Consider the following 17,151-nt stretch of genomic DNA (forward strand, 5'->3'; position numbering starts at 1 on the left):
TCGCGATGACGGCGATCTCCGGCGAAAGGCCATTATGCGGGCTGTAGCCAGACAACACAGCGCCCTCTCGATCCCATGGCCCGCAAGCGCTGATTGCTGATCGGCACCTCCCCTCCCTGTTGCGTTGGCATGACCGTAGTCAACATTGTTGCGCAAGGCGCCGCATCTGAGGGATTCACCTGAGGGCGCGTTCGCACATCGCGGTCATAGACTGTGGATTCCTGCGCCGCCGTGGCCGCAGGCCCGAGGACTGGAGCTTGCCTTGCAACCTACCGACACCACGCAGCCGGACTACTTCCACAAGGTCGTCGATTGCCAGTGGGCCTGCCCTGCCCACACCCCCGTACCCGAATACATCCGCCTGATCGGCCAGGGCCGCTACGACGACGCCTACATGATCAACTGGGTATCCAACGTGTTTCCCGGCATTCTGGGCCGCACCTGCGACCGGCCGTGCGAGCCTGCCTGCCGGCGCGGCCGGGTCGAAGAAAGCAATGGAGCCCACCCCGAGCCCGTGGCGATCTGCCGCTTGAAGCGCGTGGCAGCCGACAACAAGAGCAGCGGAATCAAGGCGCGCATGCCCGCCCTCGCACCCCGCAACGGCAAGCGCGTGGCCTGCGTGGGCGCCGGACCGTCGTCCCTGACCGTGGCGCGCGACCTGGCGCCGCTGGGCTACGAGGTGACGGTGTTCGACGCCGAGGCCAAGGCGGGCGGCTTCATTCGCAGCCAGATTCCGCGTTTTCGGCTGCCGGAATCGGTGATCGACGAAGAAACCGGCTACATCCTCGGCATGGGCGTGCAGTTTCGCAACCAGGAACGCGTGGACTCGCTGCGCGCGCTGCTGCAGCAAGGCTACGACGCGGTGTTTGTGGGCAGCGGCGCACCGCGCGGGCGCGATCTGGAAATTCCAGGTCGGCGCGATATCACCGACAACATCCATATCGGCATCGACTGGCTGGCTTCGGTGTCGTTTGGGCACATCACCCGCATCGCACCGCGCGTCATCGTGCTGGGCGGCGGCAATACCGCCATGGACTGCTGCCGCTCGGCGCGGCGCCTGGGCGGCACCGACGTCAAAGTCATTGTGCGCAGCGGCTTCGACGAAATGAAAGCCTCGCCCTGGGAAAAGGAAGACACCCTGCACGAGGGCATCCCGATTTTGAACTTCCATGTGCCCAAGGCCTTTGAGCACGACAACGGTCAGCTCACCGCCATGACCTTCGAGGTGGTGCAGGCCCAGTACGACGCACAAGGCCGCCGCAGCCTGGTGCCCACGGGCGAGCCCGAGGTGCGCGTGCCCTGCGATGTGGTGCTGATCGCCGTGGGCCAGGAAAACGCGTTTCCTTGGATCGAGGACGATCTGGGCATTGCCTTCGACCGCTGGGGCCTGCCGCAGCTCACACAGGGCACCTTCCAGTCCACGCTGCCCCAGGTGTTCTTCGGCGGCGACGCGGCCTACGGCCCGAAAAACATCATTACCGCCGTGGCACAGGGGCACGAGGCGGCGGTGTCAATCGACCGCTATCTGCACGACGAAGACGTGCGCCAGCGCCCGGCACCGCACACCAACCTGATGTCCACCAAAATGGGTATCCACGAGTGGAGCTACAACAACGACATCTCGAACGACCTGCGGTTCAAGGTGCCATGGGCCAAGGCCGAGGTGGCACTGGCCAGCATCCGGGTGGAAGTGGAGCTGGGGTTCGACGCCGCCACCGCCTTCAAAGAGGCCAGCCGCTGCCTGAACTGTGACGTGCAGACGGTGTTCAACCGCTCCACCTGCATCGAGTGCGACGCCTGCGTGGACATTTGCCCCATGGACAGCATCACGTTCACCTTCAATGGCGAAGAGGAAGATCTGCGCAAGCGGCTCAAGGCCCCCGCCGGGAACCTGACGCAAGCGTTGATGGTTTCCGCGCCGCTCAAAACCGGGCGCGTCATGGTCAAGGACGAAGACGTCTGCCTGCACTGCGGCCTGTGCGCCGAGCGCTGCCCCACCGGCGCTTGGGACATGCAGAAGTTCCGCCTGGATACCACCCAGGCCGGCCCGCAATGCCGCGATGCCCAGATCACCCGCCACACGCTGGAGGCCGCATGAAGCCCATTGAAGCCGTCAACGACTTTGTCATCAAGTTCGCCAACGTCAACGGCTCGGGCTCGGCTTCGGCGAACGAGCTGTTCGCCAAGGCCATCCTGCGCATGGGCGTTCCGGTGAGCCCGCGCAACATCTTCCCCAGCAACATCCAGGGCATGCCAACCTGGTACGAGGCCCGGGTGTGCGAGCACGGCTATTCGGGGCGACGCGGCGGCGTGGACATGATGGTGGCCATGAACCCGCAGACCTGGGACGCCGACGTGGCCGAAATCTCGCCCGGCGGCTACCTGTTCTACGACAGCACCCGGCCTATTCCTGCGTCCAAATTCCGCACGGACATCACCGTCATTGGCGTCCCGCTGACCGAGATCAGCAACAACGCCTACACCGAGCCGCGCCAACGCCAGTTGTTCAAGAACATCATCTACGTGGGCGCCCTCTCGGTGCTGCTCGACGTGGAGGCAGAGGTGTTTGAGAAGCTCTTTGCCGAGCAGTACAAGGGCAAGGAAATGCTGCTCGACTCCAACGTGCGCGCCCTACATCTAGGGCGCGACTACGTCAAAGCCCACCTCCAGGCACCCCTGGGCATCCGCGTGCGCCGGGCCGACGAAGTGGGCGACCTCATTTTCACCGACGGCAACAGCGCAGCCGCCCTGGGCTGCGTGTATGGCGGCGCCACGGTGGCGGCTTGGTACCCGATCACGCCCTCGTCGTCGGTGCCCGAGGCCTTCCAGAAATACTGCGACAAGTTCCGCATCGACCCGGACACCGGCCGCAGCAACTTCGCCATCGTGCAGGCCGAGGACGAACTGGCCTCCATCGGCATGGTGGTGGGTGCCGGCTGGAACGGCGCCCGCGCCTTCACGGCCACTTCGGGCCCGGGCATCTCGCTGATGACGGAGTTCATCGGCCTGGCCTACTTTGCCGAAATTCCGGTCACCATCATCAACGTGCAGCGCGGCGGGCCATCCACCGGCATGCCCACGCGCACCCAGCAGTCGGACCTGCTCAGCTGCGCCTACGCCTCGCACGGCGACACCAAGCATGTGCTGCTGTTCCCTGAAGACCCGTACGAATGCTTTGAACACGCGGCGGCGGCACTGGACCTGGCCGACCAGCTGCAAACCCCCATTTTTCTCATGACCGACCTGGACATCGGCATGAACCAACGCCTGTGCAAGCCCTTTGCCTGGGACGATAGCCGCCAGTACGACCGGGGCAAGGTGATGACCGCCGAAGAATTGGAGGCGGGCAAGGATTTTGGCCGCTACAAGGACGTGGACGGCGACGGCATTCCCTGGCGCACCTACCCCGGCACGCACCCCACCAAGGGGAGCTTTTTCACACGCGGCACCACGCGCGATCCCTATGCCCGCTACTCCGAACGCGGGCCGGACTACATCTACAACATGGAGCGATTGCTGCGCAAATTCCGCACTGCCGCTGACCTGGTGCCCCAGCCCGTGCTGCGCAGCGCGGCGCATGCCACGCCGCTGGGCGTAATCTACTTCGGCTCCACCAGCCCGGCCATGCAGGAAGCGCTGGACGTTCTGACGGCCTCCGGCACCGACATCGACGCGATGCGCCTGCGCGCCTTTCCCTTCCCCGATTCGGTGGACCGCTTCATCGCCACGCACGAGCAGGTGTTTGTGGTGGAGCAGAACCGCGACGCCCAGATGCACGCCCTGCTGGTCAACGAGCTGGGCGTGGACCCAGCGCGCCTCGTCAAGGTGCTGCACTACGACGGCACGCCGATCACGGCGCGCTTCATCACCCAGGCGATTCAGACCCATCTGCAAGGCGCCCAGGCGTTGATCAAGGAGGCCGCATGACCTACCTCGCCAAGCCCCGGCTGCACCACCCCACGCTGACCCACAACAAGGTGGGCTACACGCGGCGCGACTACGAAGGCCGCATCTCTACCCTGTGCGCGGGCTGCGGGCACGACTCCATCTCGGCCGCCATCATCCAGGCATGCTGGGAGCTCGACATCGAGCCGCACCGCGTGGCCAAGCTCTCGGGCATCGGCTGCAGCTCCAAGACGCCAGACTACTTTCTGGGCGCCTCGCACGGCTTCAACACCGTGCACGGGCGCATGCCCTCGGTGCTGACCGGCGCCAACCTGGCCAACCGCGACCTGCTGTACCTGGGCGTCTCGGGCGATGGCGATTCGGCCTCCATCGGCCTTGGGCAGTTCGCCAATGCCATGCGCCGGGGCGTGCGCATGGCCTATATCGTCGAAAACAACGGCGTCTACGGCCTGACCAAGGGCCAGTTCTCGGCCACGGCGGACCGGGGTTCGCGCAGCAAGAAGGGCGTGGTCAACAACGACAGCCCGGTAGACCTGGTGGGCCTGGCGCTGCAACTGGGCGCCACCTATGTGGCGCGCAGCTTTTCGGGCGACAAGGAGCAACTCGTGCCGCTCATCAAAGGTGCCATCGGCCACGGCGGCGCGGCGTTCATCGACGTCATCAGCCCCTGCGTGACCTTCAACAACCACGGCGGCAGCACCAAGAGCTACGACTACGTGCGCCAGCACAACGAGGCCGTGAGCCGCATCGACTTCATGCCCCGGCACAGCGAAATCACGGCGCAGTACGCGCCCGGCGAAGTGATCGACGTGCAGCAGCACGACGGCGCCCTGCTGCGCCTGCGCAAGCTGCACACCGACTACGACCCCACCGACCGCTACGCCGCGCTCAGCTACATGAACGCCCACCAGGCGCGCGGCGAGGTAGTGACGGGCCTGCTCTACCTCGACCCGCAGGCCACCGACCTGCACCTGTCGCTCAACACCAGCGACGCACCGCTCAATAGCCTGGGGCCGACCCAACTCTGCCCCGGCTCGAAGGTGCTGGAAAAACTCAACGCATCGCTGCGCTGACCTTACCGCCCCGCTGCAAAAGGAGCCCTGCCATGGCCGAACGCACCGTCTTCCAGTCGATCTCGCAGCGCCACGTGGTGAGCCTGGGGCCCCAGGCCAGCGTGTGGGAGGCGGCTTGCGTGATGACGCGCGCCAACTGCGGCAGCGTGCTCATCCTCGACACCCTGGGCACCCTGCTGGGCATCCTGACCGAGCGCGACCTGATGACGCGGGTGCTGGCCAAGGCGCTCAGCCCCGAAACCACCCTGGTCTGCGATGTGATGACCCCCCATCCACAGACCGTGGGCCCGGACATGAAGGTCTCCGAGGCGGTTTTGATCATGATCGAGCGGGGTTTTCGGCACCTGCCCATAGTGTCGCCTGCAGACAAGATCCTCGGCGTTTTTTCGGTGCGCGACGCCCTACCACGCGAGATCGGCGACGCCGTAAGCCTGGCGGAATTCAATGACCAGGTGAACGATGCCCTGGGCTGAATTTGTGGCCGTGCAACAGGGCGCTTCCCACCACCACCCTGCTTGGCGGACAATCGCCACTATCGACCGACCATACAAGGCAAGACTGCACCATGGGTATTTTTGACCGGCTCTGGGGCGCCTCGCGCAAGCCCGCCCCCCAGCCTGACGCCAGCACACCGGCCAGCGCACCGGTGCACGGCATGGAACCGGCAGAAACGGTGGAGCGGCGCCAGCGCGAGCGCAAGGATGCGCGCAAAGGCATCAAAGCGCTGATCATTGACGACTCGCCCACCGTCGTGGCCGCATTGCGCAAAATTTTGCGCTCTGCCGGCTACAACACCCTGGAGGCTTTGGACGCCGAGAAGGGGCTGGCGCTGATGGAGCAGGAACCGCCCGATCTGGTTTTTTTGGACATCATCCTGCCCGGCATGAATGGTTTCAACGCCTTGCGGCTGATCCGCAAGAACCCGGCCACCCAGCACGTTCCGGTCATCATGATCAGTGGCAACGAACACGCCACGGAACAGTTCTACGCCAACCGCATCGGGGCCGACGATTTCATGAAGAAGCCGTTCTCGCGCTTCGAAATATTTGCCCGCATCGAGAACCTGCTCGATGCCAGCCAGATGCCGCGGCGCAAGACCGTCTGACGACCAGCCCCTGCGCCCCGGCAGCCGCTCAGGCGGCTTTTTTCAGAATGGTGTAAAGCTGGTCCTTGATCTGCAGCTTTTCCTTCTTCAGGGTTTCAATTTCGTCGTGCGAGGCCGGTGAAATGGTGGCTTCCATGTTCTTGATTTTCTGGTCGAGCTCGTTGTGCTGATCGAACAGGCGCACAAAATGACGGTCCGTGGTCTTGAGCTGGGTGATCAGTTCGCGGAATTCAGGAAACATGCAGACTCCTCTTCGTCGTGGTGAAAAACCCCGGGCAGTGCGGCGCACGGCCTCGTAACAACACTTTACTCCGCTGCGTGCGCTGGTCGCTTCAAGGCAGCCATTTTTTCAGCAGGGCAGCATCGGGCGCACCAATGCTGCGCTGCACCGATCCATCGCGGCCCAGCAGTACGACGTAGGGCGTGACGTTGGGCCATGTGGGGTCTACGCTTTGCCGGATCGCGGGCTCAAACCCCTCAAAGGCATACAGCCGCGTCAGCCCCAGATAGTGGCGGGCATGTTCCACGGCGCGCACGCCTTGCACATCCATCATCACGGCCGCCAGCTCGACTGGCCGGTGCGCATCCATGACAAAACTGCGCAGCTTCTCGAAGGCGTCCGGGCACGTGGAGCAGTAAGTGGTGGTGAAGATGTACGCCGCAGGCCGTGGGCCTTTTTCCACCAGCCGGGCCCAGGTGGTTTTGTCAAAATGCGCTACTGAATTGATAGCTATTGATGGCGACCTGGCAAACGCAAGAGGCAGATTGAAGCCAAAAAACAATGCCCCGACCGCCAGGGTCACACAGGCACTGCGCCGCTGTTTAGAACTCGATTTCATGGACTCTGACCTCTGCTGCGTTACGCCACACTACCACCATGCGCTGGTCCTGCTGCACCAGGCGCGGAAAATCGTTGTCTCCATCGACCTGGCCCAGCACCTGCTCGCGGAACGTCTGCCCCCCGTCGAGGGAAATCCAGGCCTTGAGCGTGCTGGTCATGCCATCGGTACTGCGCCAGACCACGGCCACCCGCTCGCCCTGCGCGGCCACGTCGGCATGTTCAGCGCGCGCATCCGGAAGCATGCGCACCGTTTGCAGCCGGGGCTTACCGTCAGGGGCCAGCCGTGCATAGCGTACACCGGGCACCTTGTCCTCGCCTTGCTGGCGGATACCGAACCAGACCGTATGAAAACCATCGGCCGCCACAGCCAAGGCCGGGCCGTGGTGCGGGCAGCCATCCACCCGCCACTCGTCGTAGGTGGCACGCACCACGTCGGCCGGGGCCTCCCCGCGCAGCACGGCAAAGGCATGGTCGCGCACATTGGGCTCGAACACATGCCGCCACAGGGCCCGCATGGCCCCATCACTGCCTACACCGAGCGCAATGCGACAGCATTCGCAAGAGTGGTCGGCCACCTTGGTGTCCGGGCCAAAGGTGGCACCACCATCGCGCGAGATGTTGCGGTAAATGGCGGCCCCCCGGTAGCTGGATTTGCCGCCCACCTTGGGCGCCGCTTCCAAGTCCCGCTTGTCGATCCAAACGGTGTGCAAAACACCTTCGGCGTCGAAGCCCATGGACTCGAAACGGTGGGTGATGGTCTGGCGGTCGGCATGCACTGTGACGGGCGCCGCAAAATGCTGCCCCCCGTCCACCGAGCGCAGCAGCCGCACATAGCCCGTATTGGGCTTGGCCAGCGGCTGGGTGTAGGCAATCAGCACCGTGCCCTGGGGGCCAAAAACCAGTTTGGGATGGTTTTCGCCGTCGGCCGAGACCGCATCGCCCGCCGTATCCAGCACGCGCGGTGCGCTCCAGCGCAAAGGCGCTGTGCCCTGCGGTGCCGGGGCGTTTTGCACAAACAGGCGCCCCTGGCCATTGAGGCCTGCCAGCCACAACGCGCCATCGGGTGCCATCGCGACCCCCACCCCCAACGGCGTGCGGGGCTTGCGGGCCACGCGCTGTGTGGCTGCGGCGGTGGGCGCAGCGTTGGCCGCTGGCGCGGCCAACGCTGCTGCAGAGTGCATATGCTGGGCCCCGCCGGCGCTGCAGCACAGCGCCAGGGCCAGGCCACAAACCCAGCGCCCGGGGGATTGCAAAGCCGATTTCGATCGATTCATGTCCGCTCCTACTTCATGCTGTAACGCAGCTCGGTCTGCACCGAACGCTGGGGCAGGGTGTGCGCCTGCCACGATGGCTGGTTGGTGGCATTGTTCACGCCCAGCGCCCATTCCCAGTGCGGCGCAAACTTCCACACGGCTTTCAGATCGAGCTGGTTCACGCGCGAGACGCCGCCATAGGTATCGGGGTTGCTGTCGATGTTCAGCTCGGTGTTGTACGCACGGCCGCTCCAGCGCCAGGCGGCGCCCAGCAGCCATTGCGCATTGGGCCGGTAGCTGGCCTGTACGGCGTAGCGTTGCTTGGGGATGCGCAGCCACTGTTTGCCCACCTGCGCCGGGTTGGCGGCATTGGCCTTGACCACAGCGTCCGTCCAGGTGGCGCTGCCGCCGATGTCCAGGCCCCGGATGCCCACATCGCGTGCCTGCCACACCATCTCGATGCCCTGGGTCAGGACGCGGTCCACATTGCTCACGCGGGTGATGCCCGGAGTGACGGTGGCGTCGGTCTGGCGCAAGATGGTGTCCTTCACGTCGTCACGGAAGTAGCTGGTGCGCAGCCAGTGCTCACCCCAGTATTTTTCTGCCGCCAGCTCGAACGAGCGCGACACTTCCGGCCGCAGGTGGGGGTCGCTGGTGGTGATGCTGCTGCCGGTCTTGGCGCCGTTGAACAGCTCGTCCACATTCGGAAAGCGCACACCGCGCCCATAACTGGCCCGCAGCAGCAGGTCGTCGGCCACCGTCCAGGCCAGCGAGAGCTTGGGACTGGTGGAGTGCAGGCTGCGCCGGGCAAAGTTCTGCTGCGCCACGGGCGGCCCAGCAAAGAACTGCGAGCCATCGGTTGCTTCAAAAGTTTCCAGCCGCAGGCCGGAGGTCAGCACCAGGTCGGGCGTGAGGCGCCAGGCATCCTGTCCATACAAGGCCGTCACGGTGGTGGTGCCGTAGAAGCGCTGGTCCAGGGTCGTCTCGGTCGTGCGCCAGTCACTGGCCAGGTGCACCACGTTGTTCAACTGGTACTGGTTGCGGTGCAGTCCAAACACCAGGGCATGGCGACCCGCACCAAAATCGCCGGCCGTGGGGGTGTAGGTGGTTTGCAACTCCAGCGTGTTCCAGCCCGTGCCGTCGCGCCGCGTCACCGTGCCCGTGCCGCCCAGATCGGCCAGGGGCTGCGCCAGATCGGCCTGCCGGTTGGCATCGCTGAGCATTTTGTAATCTGTCAGCATCACCGAGGCATTCCAGCCCGTCGCATGCTTGGTCTTCCAGGTGGCGCCGAGCTGGCGGTGGCGTTCATCGCGCTGGCTGGGGGCAAAAGCGTTGGCCGCCACGTTGAAACGGTTGACGCCATCGCTCACCACCCCGCTCCAGAGGGGCTTGCCTGCGGCGTCGCGCAGGTAGGTCATGTTGCGCACCGTGCTGTCGCTGCGCCACAGCGACACGCGCCCTTCGATCTCCTGGGTGGCAGAAATGTCGTAGCCCATGCGCAGGTTCACGGTGTCCTGCAGACTGTGGTCGCTGCCTGTGGCGCCAAAAATGGCGCGCTCGCGGCCCTGCGGGTCGCGGTCGTAGCGGATGCCTGTGACGGGGGTGCCCGTGGTGGGCGCGGCAAAGGCACCGCTGGTGGCGCCCCGCACCGCATTGGCGTAGCCCATGGGGTGGCCTGCGCTGTCCTGGTGCTGCACACCCAGCGCCACCCAGAGCCCGGAATCGAGGCGCGAGGCAATGCGCGCCGACAACTGCTTGCTGCCGTAGCTCTCGTGGGTGGCGTACTCGTCGAAAGATTGCCGGTTGTATTTGATGCTGGCCGACGCCTCCAGCCCCCGGGGCTTGCGCTCGGTCACCACCATGGTGGTGCCGATGGAGTTGCCAGGGTAGATGGCCGAGTACGGGCCGTACAAGGCATCGACCCGTTCGATGGCCTCCACGTTGATCATGTTCCAGCGCGGTGCGTCAAAGCGCCCGAGAAAGTTGGAAATCAGATAGCCATCGAGGTACACCAGCGCGCGGCCCGGTTGCAGCGTGCCAAAGCTGCGCCCGCCAATGTTGGCATTGCGGTCGCCCAGGTAGCGCTTGCGCACGGTGGTGCTGGGCAGCAGGCTGGCGGCATCTTCCGGGTTGAAAATGTTTTGCGCCTCCAGCTCTTGCGCGGTTTTGCTGGCGGTGCTGTTGAGCAGATTGGGGTCCAGCTGCGAGCGTGTTTCGGTCACGCTGATGGTTTGCAATTGGGATTCGGTGGCAATGCCTTGGGCCAGGCCCCAGGCGGGGAACAAAGCCAGGGCGGCAGCCAGAGGGGCCAGGCGCAGGGCCGGGCCGGAAGAAAAACGAGGGTTTCGCACGAATGCACTCCAGAAATACCAGTCAAAAAAGCTTCTGACGCCCTATTTATGAGCGCAAGCAGCTATAAAAACGATAGTTCAGGACAGCACAGGCGGGCCACGCGGCGGCGGCACAGTGACCCGGCCCGCCGCGAGTGCGGCCACGGGTGTGTAGGACGGCAAGGGAGCAGCGCCCAGCGCAGCCCGTTGCAGGCTCCAGGGCGACGATGCGGGCACGGGTGCCAGGCGATCGGCACAGAGCAGGCACATCGGGCAGTCCACCGGCATTTCCGTCAGCGGTTGCCCCGAGGACGCATCCAATGCACCCGACGCATCCACCCACTGCATGCCCATGCTGGTGCAAATCTCCATGCCCACCGGCGTGCGGTTGGGCGCCAGCGCGTGCGATACGGTCGAGCCCAGCGCACCAAACACCGCCAGCAACACGGCCAGCCACAACCACACCGCACGGCGCAGCAGCGCAAAGTGCACAGGGGGAGCGGCGTGGAGGCGGGAAGTCATGGGGAAAGCCCCGGGATTCTACGGCCCAGGACGAGAATCATTACCATGGCGCCATGACCCTCGTGCAAGCCCCCGCCGCCCCGGCCCCTGCGACCGCCAGCGAAAACATCGCCCCCATCACACCGTCCCGGCAGGTGCGCGGCGCCTGCCCGCACGACTGCCCCGACACCTGCGCCCTGCTCACCACGGTGGAGAACGGCATGGCCGTGCGTGTGCAAGGCAACCCCGCGCACGCGCAGACGGGCGGCGTGCTGTGCGCCAAGGTCTCCAAATACCCCGAGCGCACCTACCATGCGGAGCGCATCCTCACGCCCCTCAAACGCAGCGGCCCCAAGGGCAGCGGGCAGTTCACGCCCGTGGGCTGGGACGAGGCACTTTCTGACATCGCCGCGCGCCTCGGCGCGATCGCCGCGCGCGACCCGCAGGCCATCCAGCCCTACAGCTACGCCGGCACCATGGGCCTGGTGCAGGGCGAGAGCATGGACCGGCGCTTCTTCCACCGCCTGGGCGCCTCGTTCCTCGACCGCACCATCTGCGCCACGGCGGGTGGCGAGGGCCTGGTGCACACGCTGGGCAGCAAGGTGGGCATGAAGGTGGAGTTCTTCGCCGAGGCCAAGCTCATCCTCATCTGGGGCAGCAACTCGATTGGCAGCAACCTGCATTTCTGGCGCATCGCCCAGCAGGCCAAGCGGGGCGGCGCCAAGCTGGTGTGCATCGACCCGCGCAAGAGCGAAACCGCCGAGAAATGCCAGGAGCACATCCAGCTCCTGCCCGGCACCGACGCGGCGCTGGCACTGGCGCTGATGCACGAGCTCATCACGCACGACTGGCTCGACCACGACTACATCGCCCGCCACACCGTGGGCTGGGAGCTGCTGCGCGAACGCGCCCTGCAATGGCCGCCCGAGCGCGCCGCGCAGGTGTGCGGCGTGCCGGTGGAGCAGATCCGCCAGCTCGCCCGAGACTGGGGCACCACGCGGCCCGCCGCCATCCGCCTGAACTACGGCATGCAGCGCGTGCACGGCGGCGCCAACGCGGTGCGCGCCGTGGCCTGCCTGCCCGCACTCACGGGCGCCTGGCGCCACCGCGCGGGCGGCGTGCTGCTGTCGAGCTCCGGCAGTTTTCCCGTGGACCGCGCCGCGCTGCAGCGCCCAGATTTGCTGGCCGGCCGCAGCCCGCGCACCATCAACATGGTGACGATTGGCGATGACCTGCTGCGCACAGCCTCGCCCGCCTTCGGCCCGAAGATCGAGGCGCTGGTGGTCTACAACAGCAACCCCGTGGCCGTGGCGCCCGAGTCGGGCAAGGTGGTGCAGGGCTTTGCGCGCGAAGACCTGTTCACCGTGGTGCTGGAGCATTTCCAGACCGACACCGCCGACTACGCCGACTACCTCCTGCCCGCCACCACGCAGCTCGAACACTGGGACGTGCACCTGGCCTACGGCCACACCGACGTGCTGCTGAACCAGCCGGCCATTGCTCCGCAAGGCCAGGCCCGCAGCAACGCGCACATCTTCCGCGACCTGGCGGCGCACATGGGTTTCACCGAGCCGTGCTTCGCCGACAGCGACGAAGACCTGTGCCGCCAGGCCTACGGCGCCCAGGTAGATTTCAACCGGTTGCTGGCGCAGGGCTTCGCCCCGCTGGGCGGGCCGGACGCGCCGTTTGCCGAAGGCGGCTTTCCCACGTCTTCGGGCCGCTGCGAATTCTTCAGCGAACGCCTGGCCGCACAGGGCCTGGACGGACTGCCGGACCATGTGCCCAACCACGAGGCTGCGGGCACATCAACACAGTACCCGCTGGCGATGATCTCACCGCCCGCGCGCAACTTTCTCAATTCCACCTTCGTGAACGTACCCAGCCTGCAGGGCATCGAGAAGCGCCCCCTGCTGGAGATCCACCCCGAAGACGCCGCCGCGCGCGGCATTCACGAGGGCAGCGTGGTGCGCGTGTTCAACGACCGGGGCAGCTACCGCTGCCACGCCACGGTGAGCGAGCGCGCCCGGCCCGGTGTGGTCAATGGCCTGGGCATCTGGTGGCGCAAGATGGGGCTGGACGGCACCAACGTGAACCAGCTCACCAGCCAGGCGCTGACCGACCTGGGGCGCGGCCCGACCTTCTACGATTGCCTGGTGGAAGTGGAGCGCGACACAGCGCCCCAAAATACTATCAATTAAATAGCTGCTAGCGCTTACCCAATAAGCGCCAGAGCCATTTTTTCATATTTTTCCAGGCGATCGACTCAACCACGCCAGTAGTTGTTGGCGGCCGAAACAGTCTGGAAGTTGATGGCAATCACCTGCGAAGCGGCCGTCAGACCGTCGGCCGACTGGGCGTACTCGGGGCGCAGCTGCTTGAGCGTCTCCATGTCGGGCTGGGTGTACTTCACGCCACGGCGGCTGAGCGTGATGGCCAGTTCAAAGCCTTCTTGCGGCGTGGCGGTGATGAGCGAGGGCAACCAGGTATCGGCCATGTTTTTCTCCTTGAGAAGATCGTGGGGACAGAATGCCGACGTGGAACATGGAAACGATCCTGTTCTGATCGACGCTGGACTGTAGCGCGCGGCGTACGCCACCCGCGCTCAACCGATACAAGCCCCCTTTGCGAAAGCGTTTATCGCTCTAGCGCACTCCGTTTTCAGGAGCTGCTTGCGCTGGCTGGGAAAGCGTTCAAGCCTTATTTCGCTTGAATTTTTGCAGGACGCCAACAGCGGCGCCGAAGGCCTCTCAGCATGCGTCCCGCGTTCCTGCCGCAATGCGTTCGGGCGACACCACAACGTTCTGATCGATGGCGCCGCACAGGCTGTGGCCATCGCGCCCCTTCATCTCGATGCGGATGGTGTCGCCCTCCTGCATGAAAGGGGTAGCGGCCTTGCCGTCCTGCAAGGTTTCCATCGTGCGTTTATCGGCAATACTGCTGTAGCCCCGGGGCCAATCGTTGCGGCCTTTGGCGGCCTGCACGGCGGGGTTGCTGACCGGGCCGCTGCAGACAATGCTGCCCGCGCGCAGCAGACGCGTGGTGCAGGCCTGGGCAATGAGCTGGCCGAAGTGAAAACCCATCTCCGGCCCGGCATCGCACAAACCCACCTTGCGGCCGTTCCAGGTGGTCTGCAGCGTGAGATGCACCCTGCCCTGGTCCCAGGCAGCGCCCAGCTCGTCGAGCGTAACGGCCACAGGGCTGAAAGAAATGGCGGGGCGGCTGAGCAGCGGCGCCTGGCCACGCTCGCTCTCGATGGTTTCCAGCGCACGCAGCGACACGGTGTTGGCCAACATCAGCAGGCGGATGCCATCGAGCGCCTGCGCGGGCGTGCAGCCGCGCTCGACATCGCCCGTGACCACGGCCAGGCCCGCACCAAAGTCGATGCCCATGGCGGCGCTGGGAACGACGATGTCGTGACACGGGCCCAGGCTGGCATCGCTGACGGCCTGTTGCAGCTGCGGCTCACGGCGCAGGCTGGCGGGCATCTCCACGTTGCGGACCTTGCATTCCAGTTCAGTGGCGTGCAGGTAGGCGTTGCCCTGCAGGCACTGGTAGGCGCGCGGCAGGGGCGCCATGCAGTGGCGGGGGTCAAAAGGAAAGGCGTGGCGTGCGCGGCCCGCGTTCAGGCTGTCGTACAGGTCCTGCAACTGCGGTGCGTAAAAACCCCAGTCGTCCAGCACCTGCTGCAGGCGGCTGGCGATGCCGGTGGCGTAGTGGGCCATGCCCAGGTCGCGCGAGACGAGTACCAACTGGCCATCGCGAGAACCGTCCTGCAAGGTGGCAAGTTTCATGGCGGAGTGTTCGTGGAAGAAGGCGGCGGCGCCAGGGCACCGGGTTGCAGACGGCGCATTCTAGGACAGAGCGGGCGCCGCATGTCCCGCTGCAGCGAGGGCGCATACGCGCCGTGTCCGGGCGATGCCCGGGGGCGTGGGTTAACCTTTGGCCTGTTCTTTCGATGCATTGCCCATGATTCCGCGCCGCTCCCTGCTGACCATTTTCGCCCTGGTGCTGGCGCTGCACGCCCTGGTACTGGGCGTTGCACTGCCCGACTGGGGCGCCAGCCAGGCGGCCCCCATTCCGCGTTTTATGACGCGCACCATTGCTGCGCCCGCTCCCGTTGCGGCACCGGCCGCAGTTGAGACCACCGCACAGACGACCAAGACCGCCGTGCGCGCCGTGCGTAAAAAACCACGCCCCGCGACCCCGCGACCCGCCTCTGCCGATGCGAAAGAGACAAGCCTGCCGCCGCCCCCCTCCACGGCACTGGAAAGCCCCGAGGTCGTTGCAGCGGCAGACCTTGAAACGCCCGGCATGCCCCACGAGGAAGCCGTGGCAACCCCGGCTGCTGCCGCAGCCAGCGCACCCGCCGACGAAGCGCCCGCTGCCAAGGCTGCACCCGGTAGTGCCATCGCCATTGCGCCCCCCGGTGCGGACGACGCCCCGGGAAGCACCCAGCCTGCCCCGGTGCTATTGCCCGCACCGGCGCGCCTGGGGTTCGATGTCACGGGCCAGGCCAAGGGTTTCCAGTACAGCGCCAGGGCCGAACTGGTGTGGCAGCACGACGGCCAGCAATACCAGGCGCGCCAGGAGATCAGCGTGCTGTTTCTGGGTTCGCGGTCGCAGACCAGCGTGGGCGAGCTCACACCCTTGGGCTTGCAGCCCCGGCGCTTTGGCGACCGCTCGCGCAGCGAAAAGGCCGCGCACTTCGACTTTGCCCAGGGTCAGGTGAGCTTCAGCGCCAACACGCCTTCAGCGCCCATTGCGCCGGGCGCCCAGGACCGGCTCAGCGTTTTCGTGCAACTGGGCGCCATGCTCGCCGCCGCCCCTGAGCATTACCCAGCGGGCACGCAGATCAGCATCCCCACGGTCAGCGCGCGCGCCGCCGACACCTGGGTGTTTACCGTGGGCGAAACGGAGCAGCTTGACCTGCCCATGGGCCACATCCGCGCGGTGCCGCTGCAGCGCCTGCCGCGGCGCGACTACGACCAGAAAGCCCAGCTCTGGCTGGCGCCGGAACTGGGCTACCTGCCGGTGCGCATCCGCATCACGCAGTCCAACGGCGACTATGCCGAGCTGAGCCTGCGCGAACGCGCTGCGCCCTGATCGGCAGCAGATCCCTGGTTTTCGTGGAATACTGGGCCCGGTAGACATACAGGCCTTGAACTTGCCGCCACTGCGGCCATCTGACAAGGACTCAGACCAGGGAGACCCACACCATGCACATGCTCTACGACTCGGAATCTTTTGTAGTGGTGCACATGCTGCCCGACGCCATTGCACCCCACGCCCACTCAACCCAGGACGCCGTACCGACGCCGCCGCAACTGGCACGCCACGGCTTTGAGATCGTGGACAAGCGCTCAGGCAAAGAGGTGTACCTGGACGGCTCCTGGGCCGAGATGTTCCAGCAGCAAATCATCGCCTGGCAACGCGACGCCCCCACCCAGGAGGAGGTGGAAGACACGCTCGACAGCTACACCGGCCTGGCCCAGAACCCGGTGGTGGTGCATTGAATGTCCGTGGATTTTAGGCAAAAACAGGCCCAAACGCCCTACTGACAAGCGTCAGCAGCTATTTATTCAGTAGCAACCTACGCCGCAGCACCGCGGCGTAGGCGCATTTCCTGCCCCATGGCCTGCAAGGCATTCGGTGCCAGCAGCGCACGGGCAGCCGGGTACACCACGTCTTCCTCGCTGCGGATGTGGGCGTCGTAACCCTGCGCAAACCGGGCCAGCACGGCTTCGTCCTGCACGCTCCAGCATTCAATTTCACCCTGAGCAAGCGCCTGCAAAAGCCCGCGCGCAGCCTTCCAGTGGGTCTCCATGCGAACGTGATCGCCCTGTAGCTGCCGCACGATCGCAGCGACCTCGGCGGTGCCGCGTTCCAGCAACAGGGGAAAGACGTGGAGTTCTTCGTCCTCATGGTGCAAGGGGGCCGCGATGTCGAAGTAGCGCAGCACGTCGCGCGCAGCCTGGCGGGCCGAGTCGTCACACGCATGGGTGTGCAGGTAGTCGGTCAGGCGCTGCAGCAAGTCCAGCGAGCGCTGCACGCGCTCGTGGCAGGCTTCGAGCATTTCAAACGGCGTATCAAACCCGACGGCGGCTGCGCCAAAGCCAGGCAGGTGCACTGTGCTGGCCATGGT

Annotated in this window: 16 protein-coding genes; 8 read left to right on the forward strand and 8 right to left on the reverse strand. The window is 65.6% G+C overall.

What is annotated here, in order from left to right; all coding sequences use genetic code 11:
- The first annotated feature begins 262 nt into the window (after positions 1 to 262).
- From C8D04_RS11810 to C8D04_RS11830, 5 genes are all read left to right on the forward strand, one after another.
- Positions 263 to 2,098: an FAD-dependent oxidoreductase gene (locus C8D04_RS11810; RefSeq protein ID WP_116005026.1), complete on the forward strand. Its 1,836-nt coding sequence runs from the start codon at positions 263 to 265 to the stop codon at positions 2,096 to 2,098.
- On the forward strand, positions 2,095 to 3,927 hold the full coding sequence (locus tag C8D04_RS11815) for a 2-oxoacid:acceptor oxidoreductase subunit alpha (RefSeq protein ID WP_116005027.1): 1,833 nt from the start codon (positions 2,095 to 2,097) through the stop codon (positions 3,925 to 3,927). The genes C8D04_RS11810 and C8D04_RS11815 overlap by 4 nt, the downstream gene beginning before the upstream one ends.
- Entirely contained in the window at positions 3,924 to 4,979 is a 1,056-nt protein-coding gene (locus C8D04_RS11820; protein WP_116005028.1) for a 2-oxoacid:ferredoxin oxidoreductase subunit beta, read from the forward strand. The genes C8D04_RS11815 and C8D04_RS11820 overlap by 4 nt, the downstream gene beginning before the upstream one ends.
- Positions 4,980 to 5,011: 32 nt before the next feature.
- A complete protein-coding gene (locus C8D04_RS11825; RefSeq protein ID WP_116005029.1) occupies positions 5,012 to 5,452 on the forward strand; it encodes a CBS domain-containing protein in 441 nt (146 codons plus the stop codon).
- Between the two features lie 92 nt (positions 5,453 to 5,544).
- On the forward strand, positions 5,545 to 6,084 hold the full coding sequence (locus C8D04_RS11830) for a response regulator (RefSeq protein ID WP_116005030.1): 540 nt from the start codon (positions 5,545 to 5,547) through the stop codon (positions 6,082 to 6,084).
- Positions 6,085 to 6,112: 28 nt separating this feature from the next.
- Here C8D04_RS11830 and C8D04_RS11835 read toward each other — a convergent pair whose 3' ends face one another.
- The 5 genes from C8D04_RS11835 to C8D04_RS11855 all read right to left on the reverse strand — a co-directional run bounded on the left by C8D04_RS11835 (position 6,113) and on the right by C8D04_RS11855 (position 11,030).
- Positions 6,113 to 6,325 carry a YdcH family protein gene (locus tag C8D04_RS11835; protein ID WP_116005031.1) on the reverse strand — a complete coding sequence of 71 codons (213 nt, stop codon included), beginning with the start codon at positions 6,323 to 6,325 and terminating at the stop codon, positions 6,113 to 6,115.
- A 91-nt stretch (positions 6,326 to 6,416) separates the two neighbouring features.
- Positions 6,417 to 6,923 carry a hypothetical protein gene (locus C8D04_RS11840; protein ID WP_133243633.1) on the reverse strand — a complete coding sequence of 169 codons (507 nt, stop codon included), beginning with the start codon at positions 6,921 to 6,923 and terminating at the stop codon, positions 6,417 to 6,419.
- Entirely contained in the window at positions 6,907 to 8,199 is a 1,293-nt protein-coding gene (locus C8D04_RS11845; RefSeq protein WP_116005033.1) for an exo-alpha-sialidase, read from the reverse strand. Before C8D04_RS11845 ends, C8D04_RS11840 begins: the two co-directional genes overlap by 17 nt.
- An 8-nt stretch (positions 8,200 to 8,207) precedes the next feature.
- On the reverse strand, positions 8,208 to 10,529 hold the full coding sequence (locus C8D04_RS11850; RefSeq protein WP_116005034.1) for a TonB-dependent receptor: 2,322 nt from the start codon (positions 10,527 to 10,529) through the stop codon (positions 8,208 to 8,210).
- 78 nt (positions 10,530 to 10,607) lie between these two features.
- Complete coding sequence (locus tag C8D04_RS11855) at positions 10,608 to 11,030, reverse strand: DUF2946 family protein (protein ID WP_116005035.1); 423 nt, start codon at positions 11,028 to 11,030, stop codon at positions 10,608 to 10,610.
- A 53-nt stretch (positions 11,031 to 11,083) separates the two neighbouring features.
- Between C8D04_RS11855 and C8D04_RS11860 the strand changes: the two genes are divergently transcribed.
- The gene (locus C8D04_RS11860) at positions 11,084 to 13,207 is read left to right on the forward strand and encodes a molybdopterin oxidoreductase family protein (protein WP_116005036.1); all 2,124 of its coding nucleotides are present in this window, start codon (positions 11,084 to 11,086) and stop codon (positions 13,205 to 13,207) included.
- A gap of 65 nt (positions 13,208 to 13,272) precedes the next feature.
- Here the strand turns inward: C8D04_RS11860 and C8D04_RS11865 are convergent, their stop codons facing one another.
- Both C8D04_RS11865 and C8D04_RS11870 read right to left on the reverse strand, forming a co-directional pair.
- The gene (locus C8D04_RS11865) at positions 13,273 to 13,503 is read right to left on the reverse strand and encodes a hexameric tyrosine-coordinated heme protein (protein ID WP_106446443.1); all 231 of its coding nucleotides are present in this window, start codon (positions 13,501 to 13,503) and stop codon (positions 13,273 to 13,275) included.
- A gap of 253 nt (positions 13,504 to 13,756) precedes the next feature.
- Complete coding sequence (locus C8D04_RS11870) at positions 13,757 to 14,800, reverse strand: fumarylacetoacetate hydrolase family protein (RefSeq protein ID WP_116005037.1); 1,044 nt, start codon at positions 14,798 to 14,800, stop codon at positions 13,757 to 13,759.
- 175 nt (positions 14,801 to 14,975) lie between these two features.
- Between C8D04_RS11870 and C8D04_RS11875 the strand changes: the two genes are divergently transcribed.
- Positions 14,976 to 16,112: a DUF3108 domain-containing protein gene (locus C8D04_RS11875; RefSeq protein WP_347708422.1), complete on the forward strand. Its 1,137-nt coding sequence runs from the start codon at positions 14,976 to 14,978 to the stop codon at positions 16,110 to 16,112.
- A gap of 113 nt (positions 16,113 to 16,225) precedes the next feature.
- Positions 16,226 to 16,522 carry a DUF3567 domain-containing protein gene (locus C8D04_RS11880; RefSeq protein ID WP_116005038.1) on the forward strand — a complete coding sequence of 99 codons (297 nt, stop codon included), beginning with the start codon at positions 16,226 to 16,228 and terminating at the stop codon, positions 16,520 to 16,522.
- 77 nt (positions 16,523 to 16,599) lie between these two features.
- Here C8D04_RS11880 and C8D04_RS11885 read toward each other — a convergent pair whose 3' ends face one another.
- The gene (locus tag C8D04_RS11885; RefSeq protein WP_116005039.1) at positions 16,600 to 17,148 is read right to left on the reverse strand and encodes a hemerythrin domain-containing protein; all 549 of its coding nucleotides are present in this window, start codon (positions 17,146 to 17,148) and stop codon (positions 16,600 to 16,602) included.
- Between the last annotated feature and the right edge of the window lie 3 nt (positions 17,149 to 17,151).

Origin of the sequence: Simplicispira sp. 125 (genome assembly GCF_003096555.1) — a bacterium.
Classification (GTDB): Bacteria; Pseudomonadota; Gammaproteobacteria; order Burkholderiales; family Burkholderiaceae_C; genus Simplicispira.